The 15884-nt window shown below is 37.4% G+C and carries 16 protein-coding genes; 8 read left to right on the top strand and 8 right to left on the bottom strand.

Annotation, left to right across the window (positions count from 1 at the left end; translation table 11 throughout):
- Positions 1–53 precede the first annotated feature (53 nt).
- The 4 genes from MWU65_RS16455 to MWU65_RS16440 form a co-directional block, all read right to left on the bottom strand.
- Complete coding sequence (locus MWU65_RS16455; RefSeq protein ID WP_247079739.1) at positions 54–1313, bottom strand: MFS transporter; 1260 nt, start codon at positions 1311–1313, stop codon at positions 54–56.
- A 441-nt stretch (positions 1314–1754) separates the two neighbouring features.
- Positions 1755–3443 carry a single-stranded-DNA-specific exonuclease RecJ gene (gene recJ, locus MWU65_RS16450; protein WP_247079737.1) on the bottom strand — a complete coding sequence of 563 codons (1689 nt, stop codon included), beginning with the start codon at positions 3441–3443 and terminating at the stop codon, positions 1755–1757.
- A 5-nt stretch (positions 3444–3448) separates the two neighbouring features.
- Positions 3449–5350, bottom strand: coding sequence for a peptide-N-glycosidase F-related protein (locus tag MWU65_RS16445; RefSeq protein ID WP_247079735.1), 1902 nt, complete (start codon positions 5348–5350; stop codon positions 3449–3451).
- 6 nt (positions 5351–5356) lie between these two features.
- Positions 5357–5785: an OsmC family protein gene (locus MWU65_RS16440; protein WP_247079733.1), complete on the bottom strand. Its 429-nt coding sequence runs from the start codon at positions 5783–5785 to the stop codon at positions 5357–5359.
- A gap of 47 nt (positions 5786–5832) precedes the next feature.
- Here MWU65_RS16440 and MWU65_RS16435 point away from each other — a divergent pair, with 47 nt between their 5' ends.
- Positions 5833–6435, top strand: coding sequence for a carboxymuconolactone decarboxylase family protein (locus MWU65_RS16435; protein ID WP_247079731.1), 603 nt, complete (start codon positions 5833–5835; stop codon positions 6433–6435).
- A 58-nt stretch (positions 6436–6493) separates the two neighbouring features.
- Here the strand turns inward: MWU65_RS16435 and MWU65_RS16430 are convergent, their stop codons facing one another.
- Genes MWU65_RS16430 through MWU65_RS16415 form a run of 4 tightly spaced genes read right to left on the bottom strand, consistent with a single transcriptional unit; the run spans position 6494 to position 8570 of the window.
- Complete coding sequence (locus MWU65_RS16430; protein ID WP_247079729.1) at positions 6494–6838, bottom strand: HopJ type III effector protein; 345 nt, start codon at positions 6836–6838, stop codon at positions 6494–6496.
- A 7-nt stretch (positions 6839–6845) separates the two neighbouring features.
- Complete coding sequence (gene rsmI, locus MWU65_RS16425; protein WP_247079727.1) at positions 6846–7517, bottom strand: 16S rRNA (cytidine(1402)-2'-O)-methyltransferase; 672 nt, start codon at positions 7515–7517, stop codon at positions 6846–6848.
- 9 nt (positions 7518–7526) lie between these two features.
- Positions 7527–7883, bottom strand: coding sequence for a DoxX family protein (locus tag MWU65_RS16420; RefSeq protein ID WP_247079725.1), 357 nt, complete (start codon positions 7881–7883; stop codon positions 7527–7529).
- Between the two features lie 9 nt (positions 7884–7892).
- Entirely contained in the window at positions 7893–8570 is a 678-nt protein-coding gene (locus MWU65_RS16415; RefSeq protein ID WP_247079723.1) for a hypothetical protein, read from the bottom strand.
- A gap of 103 nt (positions 8571–8673) precedes the next feature.
- On the opposite strand from MWU65_RS16415, the gene MWU65_RS16410 reads away from it, so the two are divergent.
- The 7 genes from MWU65_RS16410 to arfB all read left to right on the top strand — a co-directional run bounded on the left by MWU65_RS16410 (position 8674) and on the right by arfB (position 15742).
- Entirely contained in the window at positions 8674–9330 is a 657-nt protein-coding gene (locus MWU65_RS16410; RefSeq protein ID WP_247079721.1) for a thymidine kinase, read from the top strand.
- Positions 9314–10423 (top strand): alanine racemase, encoded by a 1110-nt coding sequence (gene alr, locus MWU65_RS16405; RefSeq protein WP_247079719.1) that lies wholly within the window; start codon positions 9314–9316, stop codon positions 10421–10423. The genes MWU65_RS16410 and alr overlap by 17 nt, the downstream gene beginning before the upstream one ends.
- A gap of 64 nt (positions 10424–10487) precedes the next feature.
- Complete coding sequence (gene mscL / locus MWU65_RS16400) at positions 10488–10898, top strand: large conductance mechanosensitive channel protein MscL (protein ID WP_247079717.1); 411 nt, start codon at positions 10488–10490, stop codon at positions 10896–10898.
- 171 nt (positions 10899–11069) lie between these two features.
- Positions 11070–12059 (top strand): aspartate-semialdehyde dehydrogenase, encoded by a 990-nt coding sequence (locus MWU65_RS16395; RefSeq protein ID WP_247079715.1) that lies wholly within the window; start codon positions 11070–11072, stop codon positions 12057–12059.
- A 94-nt stretch (positions 12060–12153) separates the two neighbouring features.
- Positions 12154–14304, top strand: coding sequence for a prolyl oligopeptidase family serine peptidase (locus tag MWU65_RS16390; RefSeq protein WP_247079713.1), 2151 nt, complete (start codon positions 12154–12156; stop codon positions 14302–14304).
- A 56-nt stretch (positions 14305–14360) separates the two neighbouring features.
- Positions 14361–15332 (top strand): ABC transporter ATP-binding protein, encoded by a 972-nt coding sequence (locus MWU65_RS16385; protein WP_247079712.1) that lies wholly within the window; start codon positions 14361–14363, stop codon positions 15330–15332.
- Positions 15333–15337: 5 nt separating this feature from the next.
- Positions 15338–15742 (top strand): alternative ribosome rescue aminoacyl-tRNA hydrolase ArfB, encoded by a 405-nt coding sequence (gene arfB, locus MWU65_RS16380; RefSeq protein WP_247079711.1) that lies wholly within the window; start codon positions 15338–15340, stop codon positions 15740–15742.
- The last annotated feature ends 142 nt before the right edge of the window (positions 15743–15884 follow it).

Genomic DNA, 15884 nt, shown 5'->3' with positions numbered 1-15884 from the left:
GGTTTTTGTACTGGTAGTGAACTAAGAGTAATAGCAATGAAAGCACCCCGTTTTTATCCTTCCATTTCGTGGCGCTCAACCTCTTTTTGTAAATCTAACTTTCTAAAACTCGGAGAAGCAATGGCTGTGGCACCCACGATAAGTAAGGTCATAGAACCGCCAAAAACAACTGCTGCCACCGTACCCATAAGTTTGGCTGTTAGTCCGCTTTCAAAAGCACCCAACTCATTAGAAGACCCCACAAACATAGAATTTACCGAAGCTACCCTTCCGCGCATATGATCTGGTGTTTTTAATTGTAATATTGTTTGCCGTATAATCATAGAAACGCCATCTACAGCACCACTGATAAATAAGGCAGCTACGGATAACCAAAAATAGGTAGACAAGCCAAACACAATAATACAAATACCAAAAGCAAATACTGCGAAGAGTAGTTTTTTACCTGCATGTTTGTGCAGCGGAAAATGGGTAGAACCAAGCATAGTTAGGGCAGCACCCACTGCTGGTGCAGCTCTTAAAACACCAAAGCCTTCTGAGCCAACATGCAAGATGTCTTGCGCAAAAATAGGTAATAAGGCAACAGCACCACCAAAAAGTACAGCCACCATATCTAGGGTTAAAGCACCAAAGACAGCCTTGGTTTTAAACACAAAATTTAAGCCTTCTTTTAAACTTTTAAATACGGGTTCTCCAATTTTAGGATTCAGTATGGGCTTCTTAGAAATTTGAGATAAGGCTAGTAAGGCAAATACGGAAAAGGCAAAAATTAAACACATAGACCAGTGAACGCCCATCCAGCTTATTGAAAAGCCGGCTAAGGCAGGACCTAAAACAGAGGCCATTTGCCAGGTGGTACTGCTCCATGTAGCTGCATTGGGGTATATTTTTTTGGGTACAATAAGGGCAATTAAAGAAAATATAGTAGGCCCTAAGAATGCGCGTACAATACCACCTAAAAATACCAAGAAGTAAGTAGCGTATAAGATTGTATGGGTTGAGGTTTGTGCAATAATTTCTGGCCAGCTCAGTATAAATAAGCCAAAACTAATGACAGAAAAGCCCAGTATGCATTTTACCAATAAGTTTCTCTTTTCTTTCTGGTCTACAATATGGCCTGCAAACAGTGCCATGGAAACGGCAGGAATTACTTCCATCAGTCCAATAATTCCTAAGGATAACGGATCTTTCGTTAAAGAATAGACTTGCCATTCTATTACAATAAATTGCATGGACCAGGCAAAAACCATTGCAAAACGAACAATCAGGAATATATTAAATTCTTTATAACGTAATGCTGCGTAGGGATCCATCTAGAGATTTAAATAAACAACAAAAGTATTATAAAAACATGGTGTATTTTAGTTTTCCTTGCAGATTTCGTCTAAAAAAGTTACTTGCGTTTAGTTCAAGAATTTTGACTTCTGCCTAATCTTAAATTGAGGTTAGTTCTTTATGCTAACAGTGATGCCCAGGTGTTTCTCACAATTGTTCCCTGTACAATTTTGTTTGGGTTCAACAATCAGAAACACAAGCTTTTAGTAGTGTTACCAACTGCTGTTTGCCGTTGGTAATTGAATGGGGTTATGGCTGCAAAAATATACGCAATATCGTAAGGCGCATGGTTTACCGAAAACCTAATATTCAATATTTAAAACGCACTATAAATTGTTTGCAAAATGTAAAAAGACATAGATAACGATTGTTTTGATTTTCCTTTCTTGGGGAATTAAGGCAGCAATTCTTTAATTTGTTTATCGAATATCCCGTAATTTTAATTGCAAGCTTACGGTGCCTTTCCATTCGTTTTCATCCAAGGAATAAACAGCAGAAAATGGTTTTTTGTTTTGAACTAAGGGTAACTTATCTCCCAAATTAAAACCAATAGCGCCAATTTGTTTAGAGCCTTTTTGGGTAGCGGATAATTTTAGATGAGCTTCTTCTTGCCCTACGCCTTTGGCATAGCCAGTATCTTGTAAGTTATCTGTCATAAATACGGGCGACATATTTCCGGGACCAAAAGGAGCCATTTGGTTAATGATGCGCATAAGTTTCGGGTTTATTTCATTAAAATCAAGTGCAGCATCAATAGAAATTTCAGGGACCAACAAATTGGGATCTATGGTTTCTGCCACTACTTTTTCAAACTGAGTTTTAAACCCACTATACTGAGCTTCAGACAAAGTTAAACCGGCAGCATACTTATGGCCGCCAAATTGTTCTATATGTTCTGCACAGGCTTCCAAGGCATTGTATACATCAAAACCTTTTACGGAACGTGCGGAGGCTGCTAATTTGTCGCCGCTTTTGGTAAAAACAAGCGTGGGTCTATAATAGGTTTCCGTGAGCCTAGAGGCCACAATACCAATAACGCCTTTGTGCCAATTTTCATTATATACAACCGTAGTAAACTGTTCTTCTTCCTTACTGTCTATAATTTGCACCAAAGCCTCTTTTGTAATTTCTTGGTCTAGTTCTCGCCTATCAGAATTGTATTGTTCTATACTAGCAGCAAATTGTTCTGCTTGTTCACTATTGGTTTCGGTGAGTAAGTTTACCGCATGTAAACCGTGTTCCATACGCCCAGCAGCATTGATACGGGGAGCAATTACAAAAACAACATCGGTAATGGTTAGTACTTCTTTTTTTATTTGCTTTATGATGGCCTTAAATCCTATTCTAGGATTAGTGTTTATGACCTGCAAACCAAAATAAGCCAACACTCTATTTTCTCCAGTTATGGGTACTATATCTGCCCCAATTGCCGTAGCTACCAGATCTAAATACGGGATTAAATCTTCTGTAGTTTCTCCTTTTCTAGACCCCAAAGCTTGAATCAGTTTAAAACCCACACCACAACCACAAAGCTCATCATAGGGGTAACTACAATCGCTGCGCTTGGGGTCTAAAACGGCAATGGCAGCTGGTAATTTGTTACCTGGTCTATGGTGATCGCAAATAATAAAATCGATCCCTTTTTCTTTGGCATATGCAACTTTGTCTATGGCTTTTACGCCGCAGTCTAAAGCAATAATAAGGGTAATGCCATTGTCTTCTGCATAATCTATACCAGCATAGGAAACTCCATATCCTTCTTTATATCGGTCCGGAATATAGGTGGCAACATTGGGGTAGTATGTTTGTAGATAAGAAGAAACCAAGGCAACTGATGTGGTGCCATCTACATCGTAATCTCCAAAAACCATAATATTTTCAGAGTTGGCAATTGCTTGTTCAATACGTGCCACAGCGAGATCCATGTCCTTCATTAAAAAAGGATCGTGTAAATCTGATAATTCGGGTCTAAAGAATTTTTTAGCTACTTCAAAAGTAGAAATGCCGCGCTGAACCAATAGTTTGGCCACAATCTCATCTACCTGAAGGGCTTTTTGTAGCGCTGCTACTTTAGTAGCATCAGGTTTTGGTTTTATGGTCCAACGCATAGTTTTTATTCTTTTAGTCGAATTCTATTCTTAAATAATTCTTTACCATCTACTACAACTTTAAGGTAGTAGCGCATTTTAGGCAAATAACTTAGATCATAGGTGAAACTACCCTTTTTAAAATTGTGGTAAATATGTTCTTCTAATACCACAGCTTCGTTCTCTTGTTGTACAATGCTAACTTGTACAGTAGCGGCAGTGTTTGAAAAATATTCTACCGTTATAGGTCCTGGTGTTCTTGAAGGAAACATGGCAATGGATGCTTCATTGTCTAAATCATAAGCATGGCCTGGTACTACTGCAAAATTGTAAATAATAGAACTTCCAAAGTCAGATTTAAAGTGTTTTAAAGCTTGCCCTAGTGTATCTAAAAGTTTTATACTTCCACGGCCAGCTCTTGCTTTAAACCAAAATTCAAGTCCATCCCCAGCGGTATCATCTAGTCGCAAGGTATAGCTCCCTTTCTTTAAATGAAGTGTATCTATATATGCTGTTGAGGGCATTAGTGCTGTACTATCCCTTTTAAAAACGACTTCCCCTAAGGCATTGGTAATGGAATAATAATTCTCGTTCGCCTTTTTGTTGGAGTTAAAATGGAGGATAATGTCTTGCGGAAGAATATGGGGTCTACTGTAAACAGAAGTCTTCCGATTGTCTCCTTTAAAGCCATCTTTTTTTCCATTTGGTCTACTTAACTCTACCGTAAAGTTGGCTGTTTTTTGAGGAGAAAATACCGCTTCAGGCAAACTTAGAAGAGCGGTTTCTCCAAAGGGAAGGTTTCCTTTCCAAAGAAACTTCTTTTCTTTTTCACCTTCTAGGCTGTATTTTATTTGAACTGTTTTTAATGGGTTTTTTCCATTGTTTTTTAAGCGAATAACCGCCAAACCACCCGTAGGGTTTTTTCTACTGTGAATATCTTCAGTGGAGGGCGAAACAATTTCTACTAAGGCCACATCATTCTGAGCAGTAACTTTACCGTATTCAATGACATAGGCTACCAGCAGTTCTTTGGCACTAGGCTTTTCGGTCTCATAGGGCTCCATATTTAATTCTACATTAAAAGGATCCCTATTTTTAGGGTGTATAAGTACCTCGTCTGGCTGCAATAAATACCCAGGACACCAATTTGCGCGATCAAAAATCCAAGTTCCAGCTTGTGGATATAATGGATTGTCTCCGCATTCGGTCCATAATTGTTTGGCATCTACAACAGTTCCATTAAACACAATTTCGCGGTACTTATCGCAAAATTCACCACAACCATTGGCATCCATACCATGTCCTGTTTGCTGTACTTTAACCTTTGAAAATACCATATTTTCTTGTGGAACTATGGTAACTGGTGTTAAGTGATTTTCAATAGGATCATTTTTATCTCCGTAACTGTAGTTGCCATCATAAATTTTATGGATAGCCAAAACTTCGGCTACAGGGGTGCCATAGGTGAATTCAAAATCTGTAGTAACTTTCCAACCTCTTGTTTTATTGTCCTCATAACCCATATGGATATAATCCACTTCAACACTATCTCTTAAAATGGGACTAAAATCAGTGAGGTCAACTTTCCATTGAAATTTCCAATCATCCTGAAATCTACCCCCGTATGGAGTAAGCATTCGTGCAATTTCATAGGAAGTTGTGTCGTTTTTGGGACGTACAATAATATGGTCTACATAATCCCAATCTGCACAACGCATTCCGTCTGGACACTCAAAAGTTAAATTTAGTACGATTTGCCTAACCTCTTTTTCCTTTTTTGGAAAAACAGTCCAACGCTTATAACTATTGGCTCCTTTAGAGGGATCGGTTACAATGGTTTCTTTGTTGTGAGAGCTAATATTTTCTTTTTCTTGGGCCATTGAAAGGAAGGAAAATAGAACAGTAGCTAAAAACAATAATTTATTCATAACCGCTTACTTTGAATGAAAAATGGTTTTGATCTCTAAGGTGGCAAAACGCCGGAACATCTCCATAACACCACAATACTTTTCTACGGATAAATCTACCGCTCTTTGTAATTTTTTTTCATCCAAATTGGCACCGTGAAAATGATACTCAATAGTAACGGTATCATAGTATTTAGGGTGTTCGTCAGTAAGATTAGCAATTGTTTCTATGGTAAATGCTTCTAGATCTAATTTCATTTTTTTTACTAAGGAAACAACATCCAATCCTGAACAACCTGCCAAACCGGCAAGCATTAATGCTTTAGGTCTATACCCCTGACCGTCACCTCCATCTTCTTTGGCAATGTCTATTGTTAAATTATTTCCTGAAGGGTTATTGCTTTCAAAAGCCATGTTGCCCAACCATTTGGTGGTAATATGATTTGTTGTACTCATAATTTTTTGTTTCTTGTAGGTTCAAAAATACAATTAAATATACAAATATGGCCTTAGTAAAACCACTAGATGCAAACCATGATTCTGAGACAAAAGAACTGGCAGCTTTTTTTAATGAAACCTTGGGATTTTGTCCAAATTCCGTATTAACAATGCAACACAGGCCTGCTATTTCAAAGGCATTTATTAATTTAAACAAGGCTGTTATGGCCAATGAAGGGCGGGTAACCTCTGCCTTAAAAAGAATGATTGCTTGGGTAAGTAGTAATGCTACCGGATGTCGCTATTGCCAAGCGCATGCTATACGAGCAGCGGAGCGTTATGGAGCAGAACAAGAACAGTTAGATAATATTTGGGAATACAGAACCCACGCTGCCTTTTCTGAGGCAGAACGGGTGGCCTTAGACTTTTCATTGGCGGCATCACAGGTTCCAAATGGCGTAAATGCGGCAATTAAAGAACAATTGTATTTGCATTGGAACGAAGGTGAAATTGTAGAAATGTTAGGTGTTATTTCCTTATTTGGCTATTTAAATAGATGGAACGATTCTATGGGGACTTCCATTGAAGAAGGAGCCGTAGAAAGTGGTAGCCAATACTTAGGAAAACACGGTTGGGAAGAAGGAAAACACAATGGCAGTGCGTATTAGTTGTAATCTATAAAGAATTTGGTATAGGGTAAGCCTTGCGAATTGAGCAAGGCTTACCCTATTTTTCTTCCAAAGCTTCTCCTTCAAAAGAAAGCCCTTCAAAACCTGTTTTTATAAAATTCCGAATATTTTGATGGCTACTGCCGGTGGGGTCTTGTAAAACATCTTGGGCATAAAATTTACCAAAACAAACCAAGGTTTCATTCTTTGTAAATCCTTGCGCTATAGCAAATGCAAATAATTTACAAGACCCCGAGTTTTCACCAGCCATATTGTGCAATTCTCCATTTTTAAAGGCGGTTGGATGAAACTTATAATTGGCTTCTATGACCTGCATGGTGTCTGTAAATTCAATTTTTGCAGGCGTAAACTGTAGTTTTTCTTTAAATTCTAATAGTGTCATTTGTATGTTATTTTTTTCCTCCAACTACAATAACAATTTCTCCTTTGGGAGGCTTTGCCGTATAATGTTCTAAAACTTCTGCTGCTGTTCCGCGAATGGTTTCTTCAAACATTTTGGTTAATTCTCTAGAAACCGAAATAGGTCTGTCTGCCCCAAAATAGTCCACAAAATGCCCCAAAGTTTTTAATAGTTTATGAGGTGATTCGTAAAAAATTATGGTTCTAGTTTCTTCGGACAATAGTGTTAAACGAGTTTGTCGCCCTTTTTTAACAGGCAAAAAACCTTCAAAGACAAATTTATCATTGGGCAATCCGCTATTTACAAGGGCAGGCACAAAGGCAGTGGCACCGGGTAGGCAGTCTACCTCAATGTTGTTTTCTACACAGGCACGGGTCAATAAAAAACCAGGATCTGAAATGGCAGGGGTACCTGCATCAGAAATAAGGGCAATAGTATCGCCAGCCTGCATTCTTTTTACAATGCTTTCTACCGTTTTATGCTCATTGTGCATGTGGTGGCTGTGCATTTGAGTGTCAATATTGTAATGGTGTAATAATTTACCGCTAGTACGGGTGTCTTCGGCTAAGATTAAATCGGCCTCTTTTAAAACACGGATGGCTCTAAAAGTAATGTCTTCCAAATTCCCAATAGGTGTTGGTACTAAATATAATTTCCCCATTTCTGTTTCTTATGGCTTAATTTGTTTTCCAAAATAGTACGATAGTGCAGTGCCTATAAAAGCCAAAGCTGCAAAAAGATAACCGCCGTTATCTGTGATATAATGTGCAGCAAAAGCCATAGTTGTGTTTAAGAAAAACCCAAAGTAAGCCCATTCTTTTAGAGTTTTGGAAAAATCACCCCAAATAGCAACGAGTCCTAAAACTTTGGCAGTTGCCAAAGGATATACTAAATAGGATGGGTAACCCAAGTGTTCAAAATAGCCGCTAATTGCAGCGTTGTTAAACAAATAGTTGTAAATAGAATAGCACATAATAGCAGTGAGAAGAACAGTGCCTATCCAATACAGTATTTTAGAAAAATTCATAGATCGGTTTTATGCAAATTTACGTTCAATAATTGCCATAAAACGTTCTTCGTACTCTTCTTTTCCTACCCAACCATTATAATCTGGCTTCACCATATTTACGATAAAGGATATAGAACGTTCTTCCGAATCTATAGTGCTTAATTGAGACAGTACCCTGTTATAATCATCATTGCTGTCATTAAAAAGGTGTTTTACAAAGGCCAGCCTATCGTTAAGATCAATTTTTACATCTTTATTGACGATGTTGTTGATGTACTTGGCTTTTACACTTTTGGTCTTAACTTCTGGCATAAAAAGCTCTTTGTCGTTCTTCATATACTCGGGCTTAGACATGAATTCGTCTAGTGTATCGTCTGTAGCTTTGTCAGTAGGCATTTCGGTGACCATCCCCATAATTGTATCAATTCCAGGAGTCATAATATCTTCTTGGTGAGGGTTGTTTTCGGGTACCGCTGCCTTTTCAAAAATAACGGCATTTGCTAATTTTTCAAATTTTTCAGCAATCACGTTTTTTGTTACATCAATTTCTACGTCATGTAATTTCTCTTCAATGAATTTTAAAACAGCTAATTTTTCATACAAAGCCTTTGCTGTTTCATACAAATCAGAGATATTATTTAATTTGTTAGAGGTTAATATATCTGTAGACATTTTAACTAATTCCTCTTTCAGTTTTTGCTTCATTTTCCTATAATTTTAAACCTTTAAACAGTGATTTTTTTTAATAATTTTAATAGAACTATAAAATAAGAACGAAAAACGCTTTATTTTCGTCTAAAAATACAAAATGTTTCTCGAAAATACTGTTAACCCTAAAGAACAATTTGGCTGGATAGAGGTTATTTGCGGATCAATGTTCTCTGGAAAGACAGAAGAACTTATTCGCAGGTTAAAACGAGCACAATTTGCGAAGCAAAAGGTTGAGATTTTTAAGCCCATTGTAGATACGCGTTACCATGAAGAAATGGTGGTTTCTCATGACGCCAATGAGATTAGATCTACACCAGTTCCTGCTGCTGCCAATATTAGGTTATTAGCAGATGGTTGTGATGTTGTGGGTATTGATGAAGCTCAATTTTTTGATGATGAAATAGTTACGGTTTGTAATGATCTTGCTAACAAAGGAATACGCGTTTTAGTGGCTGGCTTAGATATGGATTTTAAAGGCAATCCGTTTGGACCAATGCCTGCCTTAATGGCAACCGCAGAATATGTAACTAAGGTACATGCCATTTGTACCCGAACAGGGAACCTAGCAAATTATAGCTATAGAAAATCGAACAATGATAATTTAGTGATGCTTGGCGAAACAGAAGAGTATGAACCCTTAAGCAGGGCTGCCTTTTATAGAGCGATGTTAAAAGAGAAGGTTAAAACTATGGCTGTTATTGCCCCTGAAGAACTAAAACAAAATAAAGAGGATACCAATGCCAAAGGCAACTGAAACAGTTCTAGAAATTAATTTAACTTCGCTAGAACACAACTATAATTATTTGCGGTCTAGGATAAAGGCTACTACTAAATTTTTAGCGGTAGTTAAAGCTTTTGCCTATGGCAGTGATGCGGTTAAGATTGCTGAAAAGTTGGCGCATAATGGTGTCGATTATTTGGCCGTGGCCTATGCTAATGAAGGAGTAGAAATACGGAATGCAGGTATTAAAATCCCAATTTTAGTACTGCATCCAGTGCCCGCCAATTTTGATGTTTTGGTGCAGTATCGCCTGGAGCCCAGTATTTATTCACGTAGAATGTTGGCCTTGTTTACAGAACATTTGAAAGAAACTGAGACAGAAAATTATCCCATTCACTTAAAATTCAATACCGGATTAAATAGATTGGGTTTTTTAGAAGACGAGTTGGATCTTGTTACCGATGTTATAAACGAATCAAAAACAGTGAAAGTGGCTTCTGTATTTTCACATTTAGCAGCATCTGAAGATCACAATGAAAAGGAGTTTACAGAAAATCAAATAAGGCGTTTTAAGAAAGTGATATTAAGGATTGATCAACAATTAGGATATGCGCCCATAAAGCACCTTTTAAATACATCGGGCCTATTAAATTATCCAGAGGCCCAATTTGATATGGTGCGGAGTGGTATTGGAATTTATGGCTTTGGAAATGATGAAAAATACAACAAACACCTAAAGCCCATAGCGAGTTTAAAAACAATCATTTCTCAAATTCACCATTTAGAACCCAATGAGAGTATTGGGTACAATAGGGGATTTACTGCTTCAGAAAGGAAAACAGTGGCCACCTTGCCAATTGGTCATGCCGATGGGATTGGTAGAATTTATGGGAATCAAAAGGGATTTGTATTTATAAAGGATACCAAGGCTCTTATATTAGGAAATACCTGTATGGATATGATTATGGTAGATGTCACTCATATCAATTGTAAAGAAGGGGATGAGGTAATCGTTTTTAATGAAATACATACGGCAGATAGCCTGGCCACAGCGGCGGATACTATTTCTTATGAGCTCATTACAGGAATTTCTCAGCGGGTAAAAAGAAGATATATAGAAAAATAAAATTTCGAACACCTATTTTTTTTAATTACATTGCAAGTATATAACCAATTAAACACTGAAAATTATGTTCAAAGAATTTAAGGATTTTATAATGACGGGTAATGTTATTGATTTAGCAGTAGCTGTTTTGTTAGCCGGGGCAATGGGTCTTGTTGTTAGCGGCTTTGTGAATGATATTATGATGCCATTTGTAGGTCATTTTTCGGGGGGATTAGATTTTGCCGAAATGAAAGTAGTATTGGATGAAGCAGTGCTTGCTGCTGATGGAACTATTGCCAAACCAGAAAATGCGGTCATGTATGGGAAATGGATCAATGCAATTATTAACTTAATAATTGTAGGTTTTGTATTGTTTATGATTGTGAAAGCATATAATAAAACAAAAACTCCACCAGCCCCAGCTGCCCCAGAAGCACCAAAGGGACCAACGCAAGAAGAGTTGTTAATTCAAATTAGAGATTTGCTTAAAAAGTAAACCATCTTATATGTAAAATTGAACCGCTAATGCAATAGATTGGCGGTTTTTTTTGTTTGTATTTTAAGTTGTTATAAATATAACAATATGTTATATTTTATTTATTCTTGTTTATTTTCCTTGTTCATTACGCTTCATTGAATTACATTTGCGCTTCTAAATTGAAATAAAATGAAAGTAGCTTTGGTTGGTGCCACCGGAATGGTAGGAGAGGTAATGCTAAAAGTATTACAAGAGCGTAATTTTCCAATGTCAGAATTGTTGTTGGTTGCTTCAGAACGCTCTGTAGGCAAAAAAATGATGTATAATGGTGTAGAACATACCGTGATAGGATTAGCAGATGCCGTTGCTGCCAAACCCGATTTGGCTATTTTTTCAGCCGGGGGAGATACTTCCTTAGAATGGGCGCCGAAATTTGCAGAAGTGGGTACCACTGTGGTAGATAACTCATCAGCTTGGCGTATGGATCCTACTAAAAAATTAGTAGTGCCTGAAATTAACGCCCACGAGTTAACCAAAGCAGATAAAATTATTGCAAACCCAAACTGTTCTACCATTCAATTGGTAATGGTTTTGGCGCCCTTGCATAAAAAATACAAAATGAAACGTGTAGTAGTTTCAACCTATCAATCTGTTTCTGGTACAGGAGTAAAGGCTGTAAAACAGTTAGAAAATGAGGTCGCTGGCATACAAGGAGAAATGGCTTACCCTTATCCTATTAATAGAAATGCATTGCCACATTGTGATGTTTTTATGGATAATGGCTATACCAAGGAAGAGATGAAATTATCTCGTGAGCCACAAAAAATATTCAATGACAGTACTTTTTCATTAACAGCTACAGCAGTGCGTATACCTACAGCTGGGGGTCATTCAGAATCTGTAAACGTAGAGTTTTATAATGATGTGGATGTGAGTGAAGTGCGACAAATATTAAACAATACATCAGGTGTAGTGGTACAAGACAATCCAGATACAAATACCTACCCAATGCCCGTTTATGCGCACAATAAAGATGAGGTTTTTGTAGGCCGTATTCGTAGAGATGAATCCCAAGCAAACACCCTAAATATGTGGATTGTTGCAGATAACCTTAGAAAGGGAGCAGCGACAAACGCAGTACAAATAGCAGAATACCTAACAAACAATAAGCTATTGTAGTTTTAAATTTACCGTAGAAGTGTATAAAAACCTTTAGGAAGAACTCTTCGTAAAGGTTTTTTTGTGGTAATTTTAGACCAAGAAAACGAAGACATTGAAAAAATCAATAGTGCTGTTGTTGGCTGTTCTAATATTTACAGCCTGTGATTCAACCTCAAAAAAAGAAGCGATTATGGTACACTACCCTACCTCTAATAAGGTAGATACAATTACTAATTATTTTGGAACCAAAGTGGTAGACTCCTACCGTTGGTTAGAAGATGATAGAAGCGCAGCAACAGAAGCCTGGGTAAAAGAACAAAACAAAACTACTTTTGGGTATTTAGACAAGATCCCTTTTCGGAACAACTTAAAGCAGCGACTAGAGAAATTATGGAATTACGAAAAATTAGGAGCTCCTTTTAAGGAAGGGGCGTATACCTATTTTTATAAGAATGACGGCCTACAGAATCAGGCGGTCATTTATAGAAAAAAGGGTAATAGTGAAGCAGCGGTATTTTTAGATCCCAATAAATTCTCAGAGGATGGTACCACTTCTTTAGCGGGTTTACACTTTTCTAAAGACGGTTCATTAGCGGCCTATTCCATTTCTGAGGGCGGTAGCGATTGGCGGAAAATAATAGTGATCAAGGCAGAGACCAAAGCCATAGTTGGAGATACTTTGGTAGATGTAAAATTTAGTGGCGTATCTTGGAAAGGGAATGAAGGATTCTTTTATTCCAGTTATGACAAACCTACAGGTAGTGAGCTCTCTGCAAAAACAGACCAACACAAATTATACTACCATAAATTAGGGACACTCCAAACAGAGGATATCGTTATTTTTGGAGCGCTTCCAGAGGAAAAACATCGGTACGTTGGAGGCTCTGTAACAGAAGATGGACAGTATTTGGTCATATCAGCTTCCGTGTCTACTTCGGGTAATAAATTGTTTATAATTGACTTAGAAACAAACAAAAAGACCACTATTGTAGACCATACCAATTCGGATACCTATGTTATGGAAAACGTAGGTACTACCCTGTATATCGTAACCAATATGGATGCACCTAACAAAAAAATTATTACGGTAGACGCTAGTAATCCTACACCAGAACATTGGGTCGATTTTATTCCAGAAACCGAAAACGTACTTTCCCCAAGTACTGGCGGAGGGTATTTTTTTACCAATTATATGGTAGATGCAATTTCTAAAGTTTTGCAGTATGATTATGATGGAAAACTAGTGCGTACCATAAAATTACCAGGAGTTGGCTCTGCTGGTGGCTTTGGAGGGAAAAAGGAAGACAAGGAATTTTACTTTTCATTTACCAATTACAGCACCCCAGGATCATCGTATAGTTACCATGTAGAAACCGGTAAATACAATCAATATTGGAAGCCCGAAATAGATTTTAATCCCAATGATTATATCTCTAATCAGGTGTTCTATACCTCCAAGGACGGCACTAAGATCCCTATGATAATTACACATCATAAAAATCTTATTCGCAACCGAAAGAACCCAACTATTTTATACGGTTATGGCGGATTTAATGTCAGTTTAACACCCTCATTTAGTATTGCCAACGCCGTTTGGATGGAACAAGGGGGTATCTTTGCTGTTCCTAATTTAAGAGGGGGTGGCGAATACGGTAAAAAATGGCATGATGCAGGTACCAAAACTCAAAAACAAAATGTGTTTGATGATTTTATTGCAGCAGGAGAATATTTAATTGAAAACAACTATACCTCGTCTGATTATTTGGCATTGCGCGGGGGTTCTAACAGCGGCTTATTGGTTGGTGCCGTTATGACGCAGCGTCCAGATTTGGCCAAAGTAGCCTTGCCAGCAGTTGGTGTGTTAGACATGTTGCGGTATCATACTTTTACAGCAGGCGCTGGTTGGGCCTATGATTACGGTACCGCAGACGATAGTAAAGAAATGTTTGAGTATCTCTTGGGCTATTCGCCCGTACAGAATGTAAAAAAAGGAGTTAGCTATCCGGCAACTTTAATAACTACAGGAGATCATGATGACCGTGTTGTACCCGCACATAGTTTTAAGTTTGCTGCAGAATTACAAGAAAAACAAGAAGGTGCAAACCCAACACTTATAAGAATCGATATAAATGCGGGGCATGGCGCAGGGAAATCAACCGAAGCAATCATTAATGAGCAAGTAGACGTACAGGCATTTACACTCTTCAATATGGGTTTTAGTGAATTGCCAAACAAAGCAGTTTTAAAGAATTTTAAAGAATAAAAGGGAATAATTAAATTAAAAATCCGTTTCATTTAGAAGCCGTTTTTTGTCTTATTATGTTAGAAGTAAAGAACATATCATTTTCATATACTACAACACCAATTTTAAAAAAGATAAGTTTTAAGGTTGATGAAGGAGAATATCTTGCCATCTTGGGAGAAAGTGGCTCTGGAAAAAGCACCCTGCTCAAAGCAATTTATGGCCTATTGCAATTGAATGAAGGGACAATTTTTTGGAAGGAAAATCAGGTTTTAGGACCCGATTATAATTTGATCCCAGGGGAAAAGTACATGAAGTATTTGTCTCAAGATTTTGATTTGATGCCATTTATAACTGTTGCAGAAAATGTAAGTCAGTTTTTATCCGTTTTTTACCCAAAGGAATTGAAAGAACGGACGGATGAGTTACTGGAAATGGTAGAAATGACTTCATTTGCTAAGATTAAGGTTAAAAATTTAAGTGGCGGGCAGCAACAACGTGTAGCTTTGGCTAGAGTTTTGGCGCAAGAGCCAGAACTTTTGTTATTGGATGAACCGTTTAGTCATATCGATAATTTCAGAAAAAATAGTTTACGCAGAAACCTTTTTGCCTACCTAAAAAAGAAGAAAATTAGTTGTATTGTTGCTACCCATGATCAGCAAGAAGTGTTGCCATTTGCAGACAGAGTACTTGTGGTAAAAGATAAAGCTGTTATTGCGGATGCAAAGACCTTGGCATTGTTTGAAAATCCCAAGTCTTTGTACATTGCCAGTCTTTTTGCTGAAGCCAATGAAATACCCATAGATGTTATTAAAACCTATGCCAAAACCAAAGAGAAAATTATTGTTTACGCCCATGAATTGAAAGTTTCTAAAGCATCTGGACTAAAAATAACGGTAAAGAAGGTGTATCCTATGGGGATGTATTTTTTAATTGAAGGCGCTACAGAGGAGCAGAAGATATTTTTTACCTGTGATACAAAGTTGGCATTAGAAAGTACAACCTACCTCAATATACCCATAGATATTATAAACAAGAGACTAGCTTAACAATTTTGAACGAATCACAAATTATACAGGAACTTCAATTTAAGGCAGTGCGTAGTGGTGGTGCTGGCGGGCAACACGTAAATAAAGTGTCTACAAAGATTGAACTTACCTATGATTTGGAAAATTCTACGGCCCTTACAGAAAACGAAAAAGAACGCTTACTTCTTAAATTGGCAAATAGATTAACCAAAGAGAATGTGCTGTTGTTACAATGCTATGATTCTAGGAGTCAGCATAAAAACAAGGCGCTTGCCATTACACGTTTTTTAGCCCTTATAAAAGGCGCCCTTATAGTGCCAAAAATACGCAGAAAAACAAAACCTTCCAGATCTGCAATTCAAAAACGATTAAACAGTAAAAAGAAATCGGCCTTAAAAAAGTCGAACAGAAGAAAACCAAATGTAGATTAGGTATTCCTTATTGATACTTCTTATAGTGCAGGATTTAGGGGAGAGGACAAAGAAATAATTTCCCTCCGCTTGTGCTGAGGGAAGTCGAAGTAAAGGAGGGATTAAGTGAAGTGTACATTGAGATAAAAAAGATAGTAGAATC

Origin of the sequence: Cellulophaga sp. F20128, from assembly GCF_023015805.1 — a bacterium.
In the GTDB taxonomy this organism is placed as follows: Bacteria; Bacteroidota; Bacteroidia; order Flavobacteriales; family Flavobacteriaceae; genus Cellulophaga.
This window is presented reverse-complemented; position numbering and strand designations above follow the sequence as displayed.